This is a genomic window from Achromobacter sp. RW408, from assembly GCF_003184165.1.
GTDB lineage: Bacteria > Pseudomonadota > Gammaproteobacteria > Burkholderiales > Burkholderiaceae_B > Achromobacter > Achromobacter xylosoxidans.
Map to the genome: position 1 here is coordinate 710,198 of NZ_QHHO01000047.1, position 18,003 is coordinate 728,200.

Genomic DNA, 18,003 nt, shown 5'->3' on the forward strand with positions numbered 1-18,003 from the left:
TATTCCTGGGGAGTCCTACGATAAAAAGCGCCTTGCGGACGACAGCTGGCCGCCGTCCGCAAGGCGCATCCCCCCGCGCGGGGATGCTGACTGCTTACTTTTCGATGACGTACTTGCCGTCCTTGGTCACGCTGACGATCGGCGCCTGGTCGGCGTCGTAGCCGGCGGGCTTGCCGGCGCGGTCGGTGGCCTGGCGGAACTTGAAGGCGCCGGTGGCGCCGGTCCATTGCACCGAGGGCAGCGCGTCGCGCAGGGCGGCGCGGTCCTTGGCCAGTTCGCCGGAGATCTTGGTGTTCTTCAGGGCCTGGGCGACGATGTACATGGCGTCGTACGACTGCGCGGCGAACTGGTCGGGCGCGCCGTTGAACTTGGCCTTGTAGGCGTCGATGAACTTGACGTTCTCGGGGGCCTTGTTCTCGATCGACCACGGGCTGCCGATCCACAGGTTGTTCGACGCGCCGCCGGGGGCCAGGTCGAAGATCTTGACCGAGTTCATGCCGTTGCCGCCGATGACGGGCACGTTCAGGCCCAGTTGGCGGGCCTGCACCATGATCGGGGCGCCTTCGGCCAGCAGCGCCGACAGCACGATGGCGTCGGGGTTGGTGCCCTTGATCTTGGTCAGCTGGGCCTTGAAGTCGACGTCGCCCTTGGCGAACGTTTCGGTCGTGGTGACCGGGATCTTCTGGTCTTCCAGGGCCTTCTTGAAGTTGTCGTAGCCGCTCTTGGTGAAGACGTCGTCGTTGCCGTACAGCACCGCCACGTTCTTCAGGCCGGTCTTGGCCTTGACGGTGGAGATGGTGGCGGGCAGCACGTCGGCTTCGGTGACCGAGTTGCGGAACACGTAGTTGCCGATGGAGGTGATGCCGTCGGCGGTGTTGGAGGTGCCGAAGGCGACCGTCTTGGCGGCCTGGGCGATCGGGTCGGCGGCCTGGGCCGAGTTCGACAGCGTCGGGCCAAACACCATCAGGACGTTGTCCTTGAAGATCAGCTTCTTGAAGACGTTGATGGCTTCTTCTTTCTTGCCTTGCTCGTCCTCGACCACCAGCACGATCTTGTTGCCATTGATCCCGCCCGCGGCGTTGATCTCGTCAGCGGCCAGTTGGAAACCGTTGCGGATCGACACGCCGTACTGAGCGGCGCCGCCCGACAGGGCCTCGGCCACGCCCAGCTTGATGTCGGCCGCATGGGCAGCCGGGACGATACCGGCGGCGATCAGCGCGGCCAGCAGCTTCTTGGTCTTGGATTGCATGGTTGATACCACCTTAAAGTCTGTCTCGGAATGTTGGTTATCCAGGCCGGGATGTTCCCGCCGGATTGACGTCCAATGGCGCCTGAAGGCGTCACGTTTGCGCGTCAAGACCCGGGATATTACTCCTTTGTATCAGGCCGAAACTCGAATGCCGTTCAACAAAAGGAGCAAAACCGCCCATTTTTTTGTAAAAAACACGGGGTTATCAGCGAAAACCCCACCTCCAACCGAATGCCATTCGGCATCCGGACCTGCCATCAACTGCGAGCGGACAGCGCCACGCCCAGGTACTGGTCGTAGGCGCCCTCGGTCAAGCGGAGCCAGGGCATCGCGTTGTCGCGAAAACCCATGTAGTTGTCGTGGATCGCCTTGAATTTCGGGTCCTTCTCGCCCAGGTCCTTGTAGACCTGCCGGGTCGCCTCGAACGCGGCATCCATGACAGAGCGCGGCAAGGCGCGCACCTGCGCGCCGGCCGCGACCAGTTGGGCCAGCGCGGCCGGATTGCGGGCGGCGTAGGCCGCCGTGGTGCGCGCATGCGCGGCCAGGGCGGCGGCTTCGACCACCGCCTGGTAGTGCTTGGGCAGCTTGGCCCAGGCCTCTTCATTGATATAGAGCGACAACTGTTCGCTGGCGGCCCACCAGCTGGGGCCGTAATAGAACCTGGCAGCCTTGTTCAGGCCGAGCTTGCCGTCGTCGTAGGCGCCGGCGCCGGCCACGGCGTCCGGGCCCGCCTTGGCGGCGGCCTCGGCGGGCTTGGCGGCCTCGGTCGGCTTGCTGCCCTCCGCCGGCTTGGCGTCCTTGGGATCCTTGGCGGCTTCTGCCGGCTTGGCCTCCTGGGCGGCCTCGGCGCCCTTCCCGTCATTGGCTTGCGCGGCCGCGTCGGTCTGCTGCGGCAGCACGCCCAGATGCGCCAGCACCTGCGCCGCCAGGCCGTCGACGCGCATCCTCAAGTCTTTCAAATCGGTCGCGCGCTTGATCTCGCGGTTGGACCACAGGCCCATCTGCGAACCGGTGTTGCCGAGCGGAAAGTTGATGATCTTCTGCGCCTTGAACAGTTCGCGCATCAGGCGCAGGCCGTCGCCTTCGAGCATCCAGGCATTCATCTGGCCCGCGTCCAGCCCGAACGGCACCGCCGAATCGAAGCAGAAGGCGGGGTTTTTGGCGAAGTAGATGCCTGATGACACGTGGGCGCATTCGACCGTGGCGGCGCCGACCGCGTCCATCAGTTGCGCCGCGGGCGCGACCTCGCCTTCGGCCAGTTGCTTGATGCTGAACTTGCCGCCGGTGGCATCGGAGACGAATTTGCGGAAAATCTCGCCAGCGCCGAAGCGCAGGTCCAGCGCCGCCGGAAAGCCGGACGCCAGGCGCCAGCTGATCGAGGGGGAATCCTGCGCCAGGGCGGGAGCGCTGACCGCCGCCCCCGCCGCCACGGCGCCCAGGCCGGCCTGCTTCAAGAATGAACGTCGTTGCATCTCTTTGCTCCTCTACAGCGATACCAGTTTGAGCAATACCCGCCGGATATTACACGTTGCCATCGCCGCTGACGGCTAGAGGAATTCCCGAGCGGTCAAGGATTGCAAAGAGCGTTGTGACGCGGTTCCCGGGTCAGGTGCCGGCGATCGCCATCTGTTCGATCAGGATCGAACCGGTGGTCTTGGTGCCGCGCGAGATGGTGTCGGCGCCCACCGCGACGATCTGGCGGAACATGTCCGACAGGTTGCCGGCGATGGTGACTTCCTGCACCGCATGCTGGATCTGGCCGTTCTCGACCCAATAGCCGAACGCGCCGCGCGAATAGTCGCCGGTGACGTAGTTCACGCCCTGTCCGATCAGCTCGGTGACCAGGAAGCCCGTGCCCATCTTCTTGAGCATCGCCTCGAAATCGTCGCCACGGCGCGTCAGCGTGGAGCTGAAGACCAGGTTGTGCGAACCGCCCGCGTTACCGGTGGTCTGCATGCCGAGCTTGCGCGCGGTGTAGGAGGACAGGAAATAGCCTTCCAGCACGCCGGCCGAGACCACGTTGCGCTTGCGGGTGCGCACGCCTTCGTCGTCGAACGGCGAACTGCCCATGGCGCCGCGGATGTGCGGGTCTTCGGTCAGATTGATGTGTTCGGGGAAGATCGGCTTGCCCAGGGCGTCGAGCAGGAAGCTGGCCTTGCGGTACAGCGCGCCGCCGTTGGCGGCCTGCGTCAGGGCGCCGACCAGGCCGAGCGCCAGCGGCGCCTCGAACAGGACCGGGAACTTGCCGGTGCGGATGCGGCGCGCCGACAGGCGCGACAGCGTGCGCTCGGCGGCGTAGCGGCCGACGGCCTCGGGCGTGGCCAGCTTGGCCGGATCGCGCTCGGAGGTGTACCAGTAGTCGCGCTGCATGCCGTTGCCGCGGCCGGCGATGGGCGCCACCGACAGGCTGTGGCGCGAATACGGGTAGCCGCCCAGGAAGCCACGGGTGTTGCCCATGACGAACTGGCCTTCGTAGGTGCCGACCGTGGCGCCGTCGGTATTGGTGATGCGGGCATCGACCTCGCGCGCGGCGCGTTCGGCGCGCAGCGCCAGCTCGGCGGCTTCCTCGGTGGAAACCGTCCAGGCGCGGTGCAGGTCGAGGTCGGGGAATTCGGTGGCCAACTGGTCGGCGTCGGGAAGGCCGGCGGCCGGATCGGCGGCGGTGTGGCGGGCGATGTGCCAGGCGGCCTCGACCGTCTGGCGCAGCGCGGCTTCGGAGAAGTCGGAGGTCGAGGCGGAACCGCGGCTCTGGCCGGCGTAGACCGTCAGGTCGAGCGAGCGGTCACGGGTCTGTTCGACGGTCTCGATGTCGTTCTTGCGCACCGATACCGACAGGCCCAGGCTTTCGGAGACTTCGGCCGCGGCGTCCGAGGCGCCGATCTGGCGCGCGTAGGCCAGGGTTTGCTCGACGAGTTCGGAAAAACGCGCGTGATTGGCCGCCAGCGGCAAGGAGGAGGAGGATTTGACCATTGCTGTCCAATTTGCAGAGACGGTTATCATAGCCAAGTCTGTCATTGCGCAGTTTTCCATGAATTCCCACATCGAAGAAGAATCCTCCGACGGCTACGACGAGAACGGCTACGATCGTCCCAGCAAGTCCCAGGTCAAGCGTGAAATGCACGCGCTGCTGGACCTGGGCAAGCAGCTGATCGAACTGTCCCCCGAACGCCTCAAGCAGTTGCCCCTGGCCGAACGCCTCTACGAGGCGATCCGCGAGGCGCAGCGCACCACCAGCCGCGAAGGCCGGCGCCGCCAGACCCACTTCGTGGGCAAGCTGATGCGCGACGCCCCCGCCGACGAGATCCGCGCCCAGCTCGACGTGTGGGAAAACGGCTCGCGCGAGGAAACCGCGGCCATGCACCGCCTGGAAACCCTGCGCGACCGCCTGCTCGACGACGACGACGCGCTGACCAAGCTGCTGAACGACAATCCGCAAGCGGATGTGCAGCAGCTACGCGCGGTGATTCGCGCCGCCCGCAAGGAAAAGCTGGCCAACGCCTCGCTGCTGCAAGGCCAGGAACCGCAGAAGAAGCACTATCGCGCCCTGTTCCAGGCCCTCAAGACCCTCACCCACTGATTGCGCCCGCCGTCCATGAACGCCCCCACCGACCTGCTCGATTGCATCGAGATCGAAACCGCCTCCAATCCCACGCACGCCGTGATCTGGCTGCACGGCCTGGGCGCCGACGGCAACGACTTCGCGCCCATCGTGCCGGAACTGGACCTGCCGGCCGGCCTGGGCGTGCGCTTCGTATTTCCCAACGCTCCCGTGCAGCGCGTCACCATCAACAATGGCATGGCGATGCGTTCCTGGTACGACATCCTGGTGATGGATCTGGTGCGGGTGGAAGACGCCAAGGGCATCCGCGCCTCGGAGGCCGCGATCCACAAGCTGATCGCGCGCGAGAACGCGCGCGGCATCCCGACCTCGAACATCGTGCTGGCGGGCTTCTCGCAGGGCTGCGCCATGACCCTGCACACCGGCCTGCGTCTGCAGGACAAGCTGGCCGGCATGATGGGCCTGTCGGGCTACCTGCCGCTGCTGGACAGCGCCGAGGCCGAGCGCGCTCCCGCCAACCAGCGCACTCCCATCTTCCTGGCCCACGGCCTGTATGACCCGGTGGTGTCGCTGCCGCGCGCCGAGGCCTCGCGGGCCGAACTGGAACGGCTGGGCTACGACGTGCGCTGGCACACCTACCCCATGCCGCATTCGGTCTGCGCCGAGGAAGTGGCCGACATCTCGCGCTTTCTGAACCAGGTGCTGGTGTAACTCCGGCGGCGCGCGCCGCGCCGCCACCCTCCCCCGGGTCCGGATTCTCCGGGCCGTTCGCACGGGGATTCCCTGCTTTGTATACCAAGTGGTATTCCAACCCCGAATTTTCCGGGGCGCGGCTTCGCTCGTCCATAGAGAAAAACGACAATACCAAAACGCTTGCTGCTCGCCTAGGTTGAATATAGTATTCAATCCAAGCCGTATCGGCCCGATCGCAATCGCCTCGGGCTTCCCTGTTGTTGCAGTCGATCCATCCCATTGGCCGTGTCGCGCCGGGTTTCGGCGAGGCATTCAGACGCAGGAGAAAGTCCCGTGAAGCCCTTGCCATTGCCTCGCCTGGCAGCGGCGGCGCTGCTTGCCGCCGTCCTCGCCCCGTTCGCCAGCCACGGCGAAGCCCTCAATCCCCCGGTAAAGGTGCGCTACGAAGAGGTGGTGCGCTCGATCCTGTACGTGCCCAAGTACGTCGCCCTGTCGCAGGGCTACTTCAAGGACGCCGGGCTGGACGTGTCCATGAAGACCTCGCAGGGCACCGACAAGGGCATGACCGCCCTGCTCTCGGGCAGCGCCGACATCGTGCTGATCGGCCCCGAGGCCTCGATCTACGTGCAAAACAGCGAATCGCCGGTCAAGCCGAAGATCTTCGCCGGGTTGACCGCCACCGACGGCTTCTTCCTGCTGGCGCGCAAGCCGGTCGAGAAGTTCGACTGGAGCATGCTCAAGGGCAAGGAGGTGATCGGCTTTCGGCCCGGGTCGAACCCCATCGTGTTCCTGGAGACCGCGCTGCGCAAGCACGGCCTGGACCCGCAGAAGGACGTCAAGCTGCTCAACAACATCGGCATCCCCGCCCGCGCCGGCGCCTGGATGGCGGGCCAGGGCGAGTACGGCATCTTCCTGGAACCCGAGGCCGGCGAGCTGGTGCGCAACGGCAAGGGCTACATCGTGGCCTCGGTCGGCCATGAGGTCGGCCAGGTGGACTACACGGTCTTCACCGCCACCGACAAGTACATCCGCGACAACCCCAAGGTGATCCAGGCCTGGACCAACGTGGTGGCGCGCGCGGAAAAGTACGTGAAGGACACGCCCGCGGCCACGCTGGCGCCGCAGATCATGAGCTACTTCCCCGGCATGGATGCGGCCGCGGTGACCGACGCGATCGAGCGCTACAAGCAGTACCAGATCTGGAAGACCACGCCGCTGGTGACGGCCGAGGCCATGAACCAGCTGCAGGACATGCTGGTCGCCAGCGCGGTGATGAAGGACGGCGCCCGGGTCAAATACGAGGATGTGGTGGTGGCGGACTTCGCCAGGAAGGTGCCGTGATGAGCGCCGTCGTCCACAACCTCAAGCCGGACCCGGCCACCGCCAAGATCGAACTGCGCGATGTCTGCCTGAGCTACTTCACGCCTGAAGGCGAGACCGAAGCGCTGTCGCAGGTGTCGTTCGCGCTGGCGCCGGGCGAATTCGTCAGCCTGATCGGCCAGAGCGGCTGTGGCAAGAGCACGCTGCTGTCGCTGATCGCCGGCCTGCACGCGCCGACCTCGGGCACGGTGATGATCGACGGCCAGGCGGTCACCGAACCCAATCCGCGCATCGGCTACATGCTGCAGCAGGATTATCTTTTCGAGTGGCGCACCATTCTGGATAACGTCATGCTGGGCGCCGAGATCCAGGGCCGGCGCGACGCACGCAGCGAGGCGCGGGCCGTGCACCTGCTGGAAAAGTGCGGACTGGGCGCGTTCCTGTCACATACGCCGCGCCAGTTGTCGGGCGGCATGCGCCAGCGCGCCGCGCTGGCGCGCACGCTGGTGACCGAGCCCGACGTGATCCTGCTGGACGAGCCATTCTCGGCGCTCGATTCGCAGACCCGGCTGGCGATCTCCGACGAGGTCGTCGACATCCTGCGGCGCGAGGGCAAGACGGTGGTGCTGGTGACGCACGACATCGGCGAGGCCATCGCCATGACCGACCGCGTCATCGTGCTGTCGCGCCGGCCCGGCCGGCTCAAGAGCCAGTACCGCATCCACTACGGCGACGGCGCGCGCCCCACGCCGTTCCAGGCCCGCTCGCGGCCGGAATTCAATGCCTACTTCAAGCAGCTCTGGGACGAGCTGGACGTCCATGTGGAGGGTTGAGCCGTGAACGCACCGATCGCCAACACCGTGCCGCTGCGCGCCGTGCCCGCGCCCAGCCAGAAGTACCTGGACTACCTGCGGCGCGACCGCGCCCGCCGCCGCCACATCCGCATCGCCCAGGCGCTGCTGCTGGTGGTGTTCCTGTGCGCCTGGGAGATCCTGCCGCGCATGCACATCCTGAACCCGCTGCTGACCAGCTATCCGAGCGCGCTGTGGCCGACCTTCCTGGAACTGTGGAGCCAGGGCAACCTGGCGCGCCACATCGCCACCACGCTGTCGGCCACGCTGGTGGGCTTCACGCTCAGCATGGTGATCGGCATCATCGTCGCCGCCGCGCTGTGGTGGTCGGACTTCCTGTACAAGGTGCTGGATCCGTTCCTGGTGGTGGCCAATGCCATGCCCAAGATCGCCTTCGTGCCGATCTTCTACCTGTGGCTGGGGTCGGACTACGCGGTCTACGGCATGGCCGTGGCAATCGCCGTGTTCGTGACCATCATGGTGGTGTACGCCGGTTTTCGCGCCATCGACCTGAACAAGGTCAAGCTGGCCCGCACCTTCGGGGCCAGCCGCTGGCAGGTGCTGACCAAGGTGGTGCTACCCGGCAGCGTGCCGACCCTGATCGCCGCGGTGAAGATGAACATCGGCCTGGCGCTGGTGGGCGTCATCGTCGGCGAATTCCAGTCGGCCGACTCGGGCCTGGGCTTTCTCATCATGAACGGCAGCCAGGTCTTCAAGCTGAACATCGTCATGACCGCCATCGCCATGCTGGCGCTGATCTCCAGCGTCATGTACCTGGTGGTGTACCGCATCGAAGCCGCCGTGGCGCGGCGCTACGGATAAGGAGCCGCCATGCAGATTCCGCAATGGGTGCAGGACCGCGTCATCGCCCGCCAGGGCTGCCTGCATCCCTACGACAACCTGCCCGGCGCCCGCACCGCGGTGGTGGTGATCGACATGCAGCAGTACTTCACGCTGCCCGGTTACCAGGGCGAATGCGCGGCGGCGCGCGGCATCATCGCGCCGGTCAACCGCCTGTGCGACGCGGTGCGCGCGGCCGGCGGCACGGTGGTCTGGGTGCAGACCGCCTCCGACAATGCCGATGCCTTCTGGTCGCACCACCATGGCGTGATGCTGACGCCGGAGCGCAGCGCCCGGCGCCTGGAGACCCTGCGCCGCGACTCACCGGGCTTCGCCCTGCATCCGGACCTGCGGCCGGCCGACAGCGACCTGCGCGTCACCAAGCGCTTCTACAGCGCCATGGCCACGGGATCGTCGGAACTGGAGCCGCTGCTGCGCGGACGCGGCGTGGACACGCTGCTGATCGCCGGCACGGTCACCAACGTCTGCTGCGAATCGACCGCGCGCGACGCCATGATGCGCGACTTCCGCACCATCATGGTGGACGACGCGCTGGCGGCGGTCACGCCGGCCGAACACGAAAACGCCCTGCACGGCTGGCTGCTGTTCTTCGGCGACGTGCTGTCGGTGGACGAGGTGTCGACGCGGCTGCGGCCGGCGCAGGCCGCGCGCAAGACGGCCTGAAGCCGGCATGGCCGCGGCCGGGCGCCGGCACGCGCCGGCCGCGGCGCTCAGCGCAGGTTGAACCAGACCCGCCGCATGGTCGGGTCTTCCGGATCCGGATCGTTGGTGAACCCCAGGCTGGTCATCAGCGCCAGCATCGGCCGGTTGGTCGACAGCACCAGGCCGTCGATGTATTCCAGCCCCTGCTCGCGCGCCGCGTCGATCAGCGCCGTCATCAGCTGGCGGCCCAGGCCGCGCCGCTGCCAGTCGTCGCCGATCACCAGCGCGTATTCCGCGCCGCGCCCGTCGGGGTTGCGCAGGTAGTGCGCGAAGCCGACCAGCACTTCGTGCGGATGGCCGCGGTTGGCCGGGTTGGGCACCTGGGTGGCGGCCACCAGCGCCAGCTCGCGGTGGTAGTCCACCTGGGTGTAGCGCGACACCATGCGCGGCGTCAGCTCGCGCATCATCGACACGAAGCGCATGTAGCGCGAGCGTTCCGACAGGCCGCGGATGAAATCCTGCAGCGGCTGGCCGTCCTCGGGGCGGATCGGCCGCAGCACCCACGGAATGCCATCGGCGAAGCGGCGCACCTGCACCAGGCGCGCCGGGTACGGGTGAATCGCCATGTGCGGATAACCGGCGGTCTGGGGCGTTTCGCAGCCCGGCTTCTCGGCCAGCGTCATGCGCAGGCCGCCGGCGCGCAGATGGGTCTCGCCGGCATACAGCGGGTCGATGTCGAGCGTTTCGATGTCCGGCAGCTCCGACACCATCTCCGAGACCAGCACCAGCGCCTGCTGCAAGGCCTCGGCGGCCAGGTGGCCGACGCGCGGCGCCAGCACCCGGCGCCACAGCCGGCTGCGCTCGATCATCTGGCGCGCCAGGAAGCCGTTGAGCGGCGGCAGGTCGATGCCGCGGTCCGATTGCGACAACACCGCGTCCGGGCCGCCGGCGCCGAAGCGGATGACCGGCCCGAACTGCGGATCGCGCCGTACCCGGATCGCCATGGGGCGGGATTCCGGTTCGGCCGCCGCCACGTCCAGCGGCATGTCGCGCAAGGGGACATAGAACAGGGACAGCAGCGCGCGGACCTCGGAGGTATTCAGTTCGCGCCGGCAATCGGCCCGCACCCGCGCCAGGATCTCGCGCGCGGCGGCCAGGTCGGGCACGTGGGTGGCCGGCTCGGGCGGCTGGGTCTGCAACAGCAGTTGCTGGTTGTAGTGGTGCGTGGCCAGCACGCCGAAGGCGTCGGCGGCGGACTCGGGCGTGCGGAAGGCCGAGGTGCCGGCGTCGTCCAGCATGCGCCGCAGCGGCCGCATGCCGGCGTCGCCCATGAAGCAGGTGACCACGGGCTTTCTGGCCTTGGGCGCGATCTGCGCCAGCTCGCGCGCCACCGCCGGCATGTCGGCCAGCGCGTCGGGCGCCAGCAGCACCAGCACGCCGTCCACGCCGGCGTCGTCCAGCACCACGTCGAGGATGGCGCGGATGCGTTCCGGCGTCAGCGGCACGTAGGTGATGACAGGATTGGCGCTGGCCGCGTCCGGCTCCAGCATCGCCGCCAGCGCGCGCTGCGTGGCCGGCGCCAGCTCGGCGCGCAGCACCGCCGCGTCCGGGCCGATCAGGTCCATGGCCAGTTGCGGAGGCCCGCTGCCGTTGGAGATCAGCGCCACCCGCCGCCCCTTGGGCCGGCGCGTGTAGCCCAGCACCTTGACCGCCGAGAACAGCTGCACGAAGTAGCGCACCCGCACCGCGCCGGCGCGCCGCAGGGCGGCGTCGAAGATGGCGTCGGCGCTGTCGGTGTCGGCGCGGCCGGCCTTGAGCACGATGACCGGCTTGACGCTGGCCGCGGCCCGCAGCGTGCTCATGAACTCGCGCGCCGGCCCGACGTCTTCCAGGTACAGCACGATGCTGTCGGTGCGAGGATCGCTGGCCAGGTAGTCCAGCACCTTGGACAGGCCCACCACCGCCTCGTCGCCCAGCGACACGGCGGTGGAAAAGCCGATATGCACGTCCTCGGCCCAGTCCATGACGGCGGCCATGATGGAGCGCGACTGCGCCAGCAGCGCCACGCGGCCGGCGCGCGCCAGCACCGGATGCTGGCTCAGGTTCAGGCCGGCATGCGGGCGCTGGGCGCCGAACGAGCGCGGCCCCAGCAGTTCACAGCGGTTCTCCTCGGCCCAGGCGCGGCACAGCGCCAGGGTGCCGCGCGGATACGGGTCGGGCAGCTCGTGCGGCAACAGGATGACCGAGCGCGGGGCCAGCGGGGACAGCCGGCGCAGGGTCTCGGGCAGCACGGCGGGCGAAACGCAAACCAGGGCCAGGTCGGGCCGCTCGCCCGCGGCCAGGCCCTGGAGCGTGTCCGGCAGATCGGGCGCGGCGCCGGTTTCGCAGGCCACCACCGTGGTTTTCGCCTTGAGCGCAGGCGACAGGGAAGCCGCCGCCGGCAGCGGCCGATCGGCGACGATCACCAGCGAACCGGGTTCGAACATCGGGGCAAGAGCGTGTCGCAGCATGGCGGGAACAGGCACTAATCTAAAATAGCGTCCATCGTAACAAGACAACCCCGCCATCCGCTTGATCCGGGCCAGTCCGACGCCGCATTCGCGGCGCCGCAGCCGCTATCATTGCCACCTATGACTTCCAACGCCTCCTCCCCCATCCGTACCCGCTTCGCGCCTTCGCCCACGGGCTTCCTGCACCTGGGCGGCGCCCGCACCGCGCTGTTCTCCTGGGCCTTCGCGCGCCACCACAAGGGCACCTTCGTGCTGCGCATCGAAGACACGGACGTCGAACGCTCCACGCCGGAAGCGGTGCAGGCCATCCTGGACAGCATGGACTGGCTCGGCATGCAGCCGGACGAAGGCCCGTTCTACCAGATGCAGCGCATGGACCGCTACCGCGAAGTGGTGGCGCAGATGCTGGCCGCCGGCACCGCCTACCACTGCTACAGCTCGCCCGAGGAAGTCGAGGCCATGCGCGAGGCCGCCCGCGCCCGCGGCGACAAGCCGCGTTATGACGGCACCTGGCGCCCCGAGCCCGGCAAGACCCTGCCGCCGGTGCCCGAAGGCCGCAAGCCGGTGGTGCGCTTCAAGAATCCCCAGGACGGCGCCACCGCCTGGAACGACATGGTCAAGGGCCCCATCAGCTTCGACAACACCGAGCTGGACGACCTGATCATCGCGCGCCCGGACGGCACCCCCACCTACAACTTCTGCGTGGTGGTGGACGACTGGGACATGGGCATCACCCACGTGCTGCGCGGCGATGACCACGTCAACAACACCCCGCGCCAGATCAACATCCTGCGCGCGCTGGGCGCCACCCTGCCCGAATACGGCCACGTGCCCATGATCCTCGGCCCGGACGGCGAAAAGCTGTCCAAGCGCCACGGCGCGGTCAATGTCATGGAGTACGACAACGAGGGCTACCTGCCCGAGGCCATGATCAACTACCTGGCGCGCCTGGGCTGGAGCCACGGCGACGACGAACTCTTCAGCCGCGACCAGCTGGTGGAATGGTTCGACACCCGCCACCTGTCCAAGTCGGCCTCGCAGTGGGACCCGAAGAAGCTGAACTGGGTCAACGCCCACTACATCAAGCAGATGGACAACGCCGAACTGGCCGAACGCGTGGCGCCGCGCGTCGCCCATCGCGGCGGCCATCCGGAAAAGATCGACCTGCCGGGCGTGATGGGCTTGCTCAAGGACCGCGCCGAGACCCTGGAACAGCTGGCCGACGGCGCCATGCTGTTCTGCGGCGCCTTCAAGCCGGCCGCGCCGGAACTGGTCGAGCAGCACCTGACCGCCGCCGCGCGCGAGGCGTTGGCCGATTTCGCCCGGCGCGCCCAGGGCACCGACTGGACCCGCGAGGCCATCTCGGCGCTGATCAAGGCCGTGCTGGCCGATCGCGGCCTGAAAATGCCGCAACTGGCGATTCCGCTGCGCGTGGCCGTCACCGGCCAGACCCAGACGCCCGCGGTGGACGCGGTGCTGGCCCTGTTGGGCAAGGACGTCGTGCTCCAGCGCCTGGCCGCGATCTGAGCGGTCATCCGCCCACGAAAAAGCCCCGTCCGGCCTGGCCGTTCGGGGCTTTTTTCATCGCGCAGAGGGTGTATCAGGCGGCCTTGGGACGCGCCTTCAAGGCCCGCGAGAAGAACGCGCCCAGCAGCGGCAGCAACACGGCCGAGCCGCCGAACAGCGCCGCCGCGCCGGCCTCGTCCACCACCGAGCCGGCCAGCGCCACACCGGCCGCCTGCCCCATGAAGAGGCAGGACGCGAACCAGGCCACCGCCGTGCCGCGCGCCGACGGCACCATCTGGGTGGCGTTGGTCTGCAGCGTCGCGTGCAGCAGGTAGTAGCCGAAGCCCGCCAGCACGCTGGCCAGCAGGCTCCACAACCACACCGGCCCCAGCAGGTACGACAGGAACGCCACGCCCAGCACCAGCCCGCCCGCGACCGCCAGGCCACGTTCACCCAGGCGCTTGAGGACGCGGCCCGCCACCACCGTGTACAGCAGCCCGCCCACGGCGTACACCGCCACCAGGGCGCCGGCCGCGGTCAGCGAGATATCGAAGCGTTCGTGCAGGTACGACGGCGCGAACGCCAGGGCGCCGAACACCAGCAGGCCCTCGATGAACACCGTGGCCAGCACCACCCGCGCCCAGGGCGTGCCCAGCACCAGCCGCGCCTGCGCCACGAAGCCCTGGCGCGGCGCGTTGGGGTCGACCACGCCCAATCCCAGCGCGCGCTGGCGCCGTACCTCCAGCTGCAGCAGCGTGCCCACCACGAGGTAGCCGACCACCAGCGCCGCGAAGGCCCAGCGCCAGCCCAGGGTGTCGGCGAACAGGCCGCCGGCCAGTTGTCCGGCCGCCATGCCCAGGATGGTCCCGGTCAGGAAGCGCGCCAGCGTCGCCTGGCGCCTTTCGTACGGCACGGTGTCGCCGATCCAGGCCATCGACAGCGGCACGATGCCGGCCCCCGCCGCGCCCGACAGGGCGCGGCAGAACACCAGCACGTCCAGCGACTCGGCCACGAACGCGCCGGCGCTGCCCAGCGCGCAGGCAAACGTCGCCACGCTGACCACGCGATACTTGCCGTAGCGGTCGCCCACCGGGCCGAAGAACATCTGCAATACGCCGTAGGCCACGGCGAACGCGGTCACCGCGCGCGCGGCCTGGCCAGTGGTGGCGCCGAACTCGGCGGCCAACTGCGGCAACATGGGATCACAGATACGAAAGGCGCTGGCGCTGACGAAAGCGGCCAGGGCGAGCAGCGCGATGGCGCGCGCTTCGGAAGAGAGGGCGGGCATGGAAGGCCGGCGGGGATGGAGGACGAAGTCCGCACCTTACCGCAGGCGCGCCCGCTTGGCGACGCCGGCCGGCGCATTCCGTCCGTCCGGCGCAACGTCGGGTTGCCGGCCGGGCCCGCCGGACCGGGATCAATACGGCAGGCGGTAGCCCTGCGGCATGCGGCGCGCGGTAACGACCTGGCCGCCGCTCTTGAGTTCCCGCAGCGTCAGCTTGGCCTGCTCGACTTTCTCGACACGGTAGCGGTTGACGTAGATCGGATCGGCGGCGTCGACGATCTCGCCGTTCGATTGCGTGGTCTGCATCGTGTAGACGCCGTCCACCACGCTCCAGCAACCGGTCTCGCGCAGCGCCGGGCGCGTCTTGCGGCCGATCTTCAGCTGGGTTTCGTAGGCCATGCGGCCGTCGGCGTACAGCACCGTGAGCGCCTGGAAGTCACCGCTGACGCCCTTCGGCCTGGAGTTCGAATACCAGGTGCCTATCATGGGATCGCCGCTTTTCGCCGGTACGCACGCGGCCGGCTTGGGCGGGCCCTCCGGCTGGGCCTCGGTGATGGAGGCGGGTTTCCGGGCGGCGCAGCCGGCCAGGATCAGAAGGGCGCAGGCCACGCCCGCCGAACGCAAATACACACTGCTCATGACTTCCTCAACACGTCTGTCGACGCGCCGCGCCGCTCAAACCGGCACGCCCCCGCGCAGCAAACATCACGCACTCTAAAGATGCGCTGGTGAAGAATCAACGACGATCGGTGGCGTGTGCAATTGCGCAACAGTCCTTGTCGAAAACCCCGTGTTTTAAGGCCTCAACGCGCAAAAATGCGTTGGTTTCAAGCGACACTGCGACCACCGCGCGCGGCCTTGGCGCGCAGCATTTCCTCCATGCGCGCGGCGGCCGGCGACAGGTGGCGGCCAGCCAGCCGGGTGATGCCCAGCTCGCGCTCGATGCGCGGCCGGGCCAGCGGCACGAAAACCAGACCAGGCGAATCCGGCGGCACCCCCAACCGCGCCAGCACCGTCACGCCCACGCCGCGCTCCAGCATCGCCAACAGCGACATCATGTTCGACACGAACACCTGGCGCTCCATCATGAATGCGGCCTGCGGATGGTCCGCCAATTGGCGATGGGCCACCGTGCCCACCAGCGGCAGCCCGGCGATCTCGCGCCAGGTCACGGACTTGCGCCCCGCCAGGGGATGGCCGCGATGGCAGACCAGCCCGAATGCGTCGCGCAGCAGCGGCTCGAACGCCAGCCGCCGGTCGCGCAGCACCGGGCTGCACACCCCCAGTTCCACCTCGCCCGCCAGCACCATGCGTTCCACGCCCTCCGAGTTGTCGTCGAACAGGCGCAGCGCCACCGCCGGATAGCGCTCGCGATAGGCCGCCACCAGCTCGGGCAACCAGTGCATCGCGACCGTCGCCACCGAGGCCATGGTCAGGGTGCCGGCCTCGTTGCCGGCCAGCCCCGCCAGCGTCCCGGCCACGCGGTCGTGGTGCTCGACCAGTTCACGCGCCAGCGGCAGGCAGTCCTGGCCGAACCGAGTCAGCGCGTTGCCATTGCCGCGCTCGAACAGCGGCTGGCCCAGGCGCTGCTCCATTTCGCGGATCGACAGCGACAGCGCCGGCTGCGAGCGGAACGCGCGCGCGGCGGCGGCGCGAAAGCTGCGCAATTCGGCCACCAGCAGGAAGTGGCGGTAGTGCGCAATGGAAAGTTCGGGCAAGGCGGGCATCGGAACACCTGATTTGATGAACTTATCAAATCATAGGAAAAATAAAGTTTTCTCATCATAGGGCGGCACTTAACATGGCCGCAATGACTACCGCGACTCTCTCCCCCGCCCGCGCCCAGGCCGTCGATCCGCTCGACTTCAGCCTCGCCGACCGGCTGCCCGCCCGCGCTGCCGGCCAGGGCCGGCTGCTGACCGCCGCCGCGCCCAACGGCAGGCCCGGCCTGCTGCTCGTGCCCGGCGCCTATCACGGCGCCTGGTGCTACGCGCACTACCTGGACCATTTCGCCCGCGCCGGCCTGGCCTGCGCCGCCATCGACCTGCGCGGCCACGGCCCCTTGCCGCAGCCGCCCGGCTTCGTCGACACGGGCATCGCGGACCTGGCCGCCGACGTCGTCAGCGCGCTCGACCTGCTGGACGCGCCCACCGTCGTGGTGGGCCACAGCATGGGCGCCCTGCCCGCGCTGCTGGCCGCCAGCCAACGCCGCGTTGCCGGCGTGGTGCTGATGGCGCCGTCGCCGCCCGCCAACCTGCCCGGCGCGCTGGGCCTGCCGCCGGTGCCCGCCGACGCCGTGCGCGCCACGCCCGCCGCCAGCGAGATCCGCGCCCGCTTCCTGGCCACCACGCCAACACGCGACGTCAGCGCCGTCACCCAACGCCTGAATCCCGAAAGCCCGCGCGTGCTCAACGACCGCTACCTGCTGCGCGTGCCCGTCGACCCCGCCGCCATTGCCGCTCCCGGGCTGTGCCTGGAGGCCGGCCTGGACACCCACGACCGCCATCCCCCCGGCCAGGACCACGCGATCGCGCGCCTGTTCGGCTTTTCCCACGCCGTCCTCGCCGGACAACCCCATTGCATGATGTACGGCGACCAATGGCAGGTTGGCGCGGACGCGATCCTCGACTGGTATCGCCAGCAGTTCGGCTGACCCGCGACGCCCGCCCACGCCGGACACCATCGACATCCGCCAACGAACCCCAAGCAGATCCACCCGGCCCGCGCTGAGCGCGCCATGACACACCCCGCAAGCCATAGAACATGACGGCGCCACCGCCGCCCCAGGAGACAAGCATGACCCTCACCGCCCTCGCGCCCCGCGCCTTCCTGCGCCATGCGCTCGCCGCCGCCAGCCTGCTGCTGGCCGCCACCACGCACGCCGCCGGCTGGCCCGAGAAACCCATCACGCTGATCGTGCCATCCGCCGCCGGCGGCGCCGCCGACCTCACCGCCCGCACCTTCGCCCAGTTCCTGGGCAAGCAGACCGGCCAGACCGTCATCGTCGAAGACCGCCCCGGCGCCGGCGGCATCGTCGGCACCAACGCCGCCAGGAACGCCGCCGCCGACGGCTACACCTTCCTCTTGTCCACCAACTCGACCCACGCCGCCAACCAGTTCCTCTACAAGCGCCTGCCCTACGACGCGCAAAAGGACTTCGCGCAGGTCGGCATGCTCGGCACCTTCGGCACCGTCGGCATCGTCGCCCCCGACAGCCCCTATCGCACCGTGCCGGAACTGGTGGAGTACGCCAGGAAGCATCCCGGCGAAGTCTTCTTCGGCTACTACAGCTCGTCCTCGCAAGTGCCGTCCGAACTCTTCAAGCAACGCGCCGGCATCAACATCGGCGCCGCCGGCTACAAGAACATCACCCAGATCATCACCGACCTGCGCGGCAAGCAGATCGGCTTCGCCTTCGTCGACTACCTGACCGCCATGGGCCAGATCGACGGCAAGGGCCTCACCCCCCTGGCCGTCACCGCCGCCCAGCGCCACCCCGCCTGGCCCGACGTCCCCACCATGTCGAC

General features: G+C 68.5%; 16 protein-coding genes. 9 read left to right on the forward strand and 7 right to left on the reverse strand.

What is annotated here, in order from left to right; all coding sequences use genetic code 11:
• Window positions 1-94: 94 nt before the first annotated feature.
• From DK459_RS19405 to pmbA, 3 genes are all read right to left on the reverse strand, one after another.
• Window positions 95-1,249, reverse strand: coding sequence for an ABC transporter substrate-binding protein (locus DK459_RS19405; protein ID WP_020925257.1), 1,155 nt, complete (start codon window positions 1,247-1,249; stop codon window positions 95-97).
• A 257-nt stretch (window positions 1,250-1,506) separates the two neighbouring features.
• Window positions 1,507-2,721: a TRAP transporter substrate-binding protein gene (locus DK459_RS19410; RefSeq protein ID WP_110134984.1), complete on the reverse strand. Its 1,215-nt coding sequence runs from the start codon at window positions 2,719-2,721 to the stop codon at window positions 1,507-1,509.
• A gap of 133 nt (window positions 2,722-2,854) precedes the next feature.
• Window positions 2,855-4,219 (reverse strand): metalloprotease PmbA, encoded by a 1,365-nt coding sequence (gene pmbA / locus DK459_RS19415; RefSeq protein WP_006388634.1) that lies wholly within the window; start codon window positions 4,217-4,219, stop codon window positions 2,855-2,857.
• A 58-nt stretch (window positions 4,220-4,277) separates the two neighbouring features.
• Here pmbA and yjgA point away from each other — a divergent pair, with 58 nt between their 5' ends.
• From yjgA to DK459_RS19445, 6 genes are all read left to right on the forward strand, one after another.
• Window positions 4,278-4,826, forward strand: coding sequence for a ribosome biogenesis factor YjgA (gene yjgA / locus DK459_RS19420; protein WP_006388633.1), 549 nt, complete (start codon window positions 4,278-4,280; stop codon window positions 4,824-4,826).
• A gap of 15 nt (window positions 4,827-4,841) precedes the next feature.
• A complete protein-coding gene (locus DK459_RS19425) occupies window positions 4,842-5,519 on the forward strand; it encodes an alpha/beta hydrolase (RefSeq protein WP_006388632.1) in 678 nt (225 codons plus the stop codon).
• A 315-nt stretch (window positions 5,520-5,834) separates the two neighbouring features.
• Window positions 5,835-6,842, forward strand: a complete 1,008-nt coding sequence (locus DK459_RS19430; RefSeq protein ID WP_024067695.1) for an ABC transporter substrate-binding protein — start codon at window positions 5,835-5,837, stop codon at window positions 6,840-6,842.
• Window positions 6,842-7,654, forward strand: coding sequence for an ABC transporter ATP-binding protein (locus DK459_RS19435; protein ID WP_006388630.1), 813 nt, complete (start codon window positions 6,842-6,844; stop codon window positions 7,652-7,654). The genes DK459_RS19430 and DK459_RS19435 overlap by 1 nt, the downstream gene beginning before the upstream one ends.
• 3 nt (window positions 7,655-7,657) lie before the next feature.
• Window positions 7,658-8,494 carry an ABC transporter permease gene (locus DK459_RS19440; RefSeq protein WP_006388629.1) on the forward strand — a complete coding sequence of 279 codons (837 nt, stop codon included), beginning with the start codon at window positions 7,658-7,660 and terminating at the stop codon, window positions 8,492-8,494.
• A gap of 9 nt (window positions 8,495-8,503) precedes the next feature.
• On the forward strand, window positions 8,504-9,196 hold the full coding sequence (locus DK459_RS19445) for an isochorismatase family cysteine hydrolase (RefSeq protein ID WP_006388628.1): 693 nt from the start codon (window positions 8,504-8,506) through the stop codon (window positions 9,194-9,196).
• Window positions 9,197-9,243: 47 nt separating this feature from the next.
• Here the strand turns inward: DK459_RS19445 and DK459_RS19450 are convergent, their stop codons facing one another.
• Complete coding sequence (locus tag DK459_RS19450; RefSeq protein ID WP_110134985.1) at window positions 9,244-11,685, reverse strand: GNAT family N-acetyltransferase; 2,442 nt, start codon at window positions 11,683-11,685, stop codon at window positions 9,244-9,246.
• A gap of 120 nt (window positions 11,686-11,805) precedes the next feature.
• Between DK459_RS19450 and gltX the strand changes: the two genes are divergently transcribed.
• On the forward strand, window positions 11,806-13,212 hold the full coding sequence (gene gltX, locus DK459_RS19455; RefSeq protein ID WP_006388626.1) for a glutamate--tRNA ligase: 1,407 nt from the start codon (window positions 11,806-11,808) through the stop codon (window positions 13,210-13,212).
• 73 nt (window positions 13,213-13,285) lie between these two features.
• Here the strand turns inward: gltX and DK459_RS19460 are convergent, their stop codons facing one another.
• The 3 genes from DK459_RS19460 to DK459_RS19470 all read right to left on the reverse strand — a co-directional run bounded on the left by DK459_RS19460 (window position 13,286) and on the right by DK459_RS19470 (window position 16,203).
• Entirely contained in the window at window positions 13,286-14,479 is a 1,194-nt protein-coding gene (locus DK459_RS19460) for an MFS transporter (protein ID WP_053499876.1), read from the reverse strand.
• Between the two features lie 129 nt (window positions 14,480-14,608).
• Window positions 14,609-15,115 carry a hypothetical protein gene (locus DK459_RS19465; RefSeq protein ID WP_006388624.1) on the reverse strand — a complete coding sequence of 169 codons (507 nt, stop codon included), beginning with the start codon at window positions 15,113-15,115 and terminating at the stop codon, window positions 14,609-14,611.
• A 188-nt stretch (window positions 15,116-15,303) separates the two neighbouring features.
• Complete coding sequence (locus tag DK459_RS19470) at window positions 15,304-16,203, reverse strand: LysR family transcriptional regulator (protein WP_020925264.1); 900 nt, start codon at window positions 16,201-16,203, stop codon at window positions 15,304-15,306.
• Between the two features lie 83 nt (window positions 16,204-16,286).
• Between DK459_RS19470 and DK459_RS19475 the strand changes: the two genes are divergently transcribed.
• Together DK459_RS19475 and DK459_RS19480 are read left to right on the forward strand one after the other, a co-directional pair.
• Window positions 16,287-17,129 (forward strand): alpha/beta hydrolase, encoded by an 843-nt coding sequence (locus DK459_RS19475; protein WP_230846589.1) that lies wholly within the window; start codon window positions 16,287-16,289, stop codon window positions 17,127-17,129.
• Between the two features lie 143 nt (window positions 17,130-17,272).
• The coding region (locus tag DK459_RS19480) for a tripartite tricarboxylate transporter substrate binding protein (protein ID WP_110134986.1) at window positions 17,273-18,003 on the forward strand (731 nt) is incomplete at its 3' end.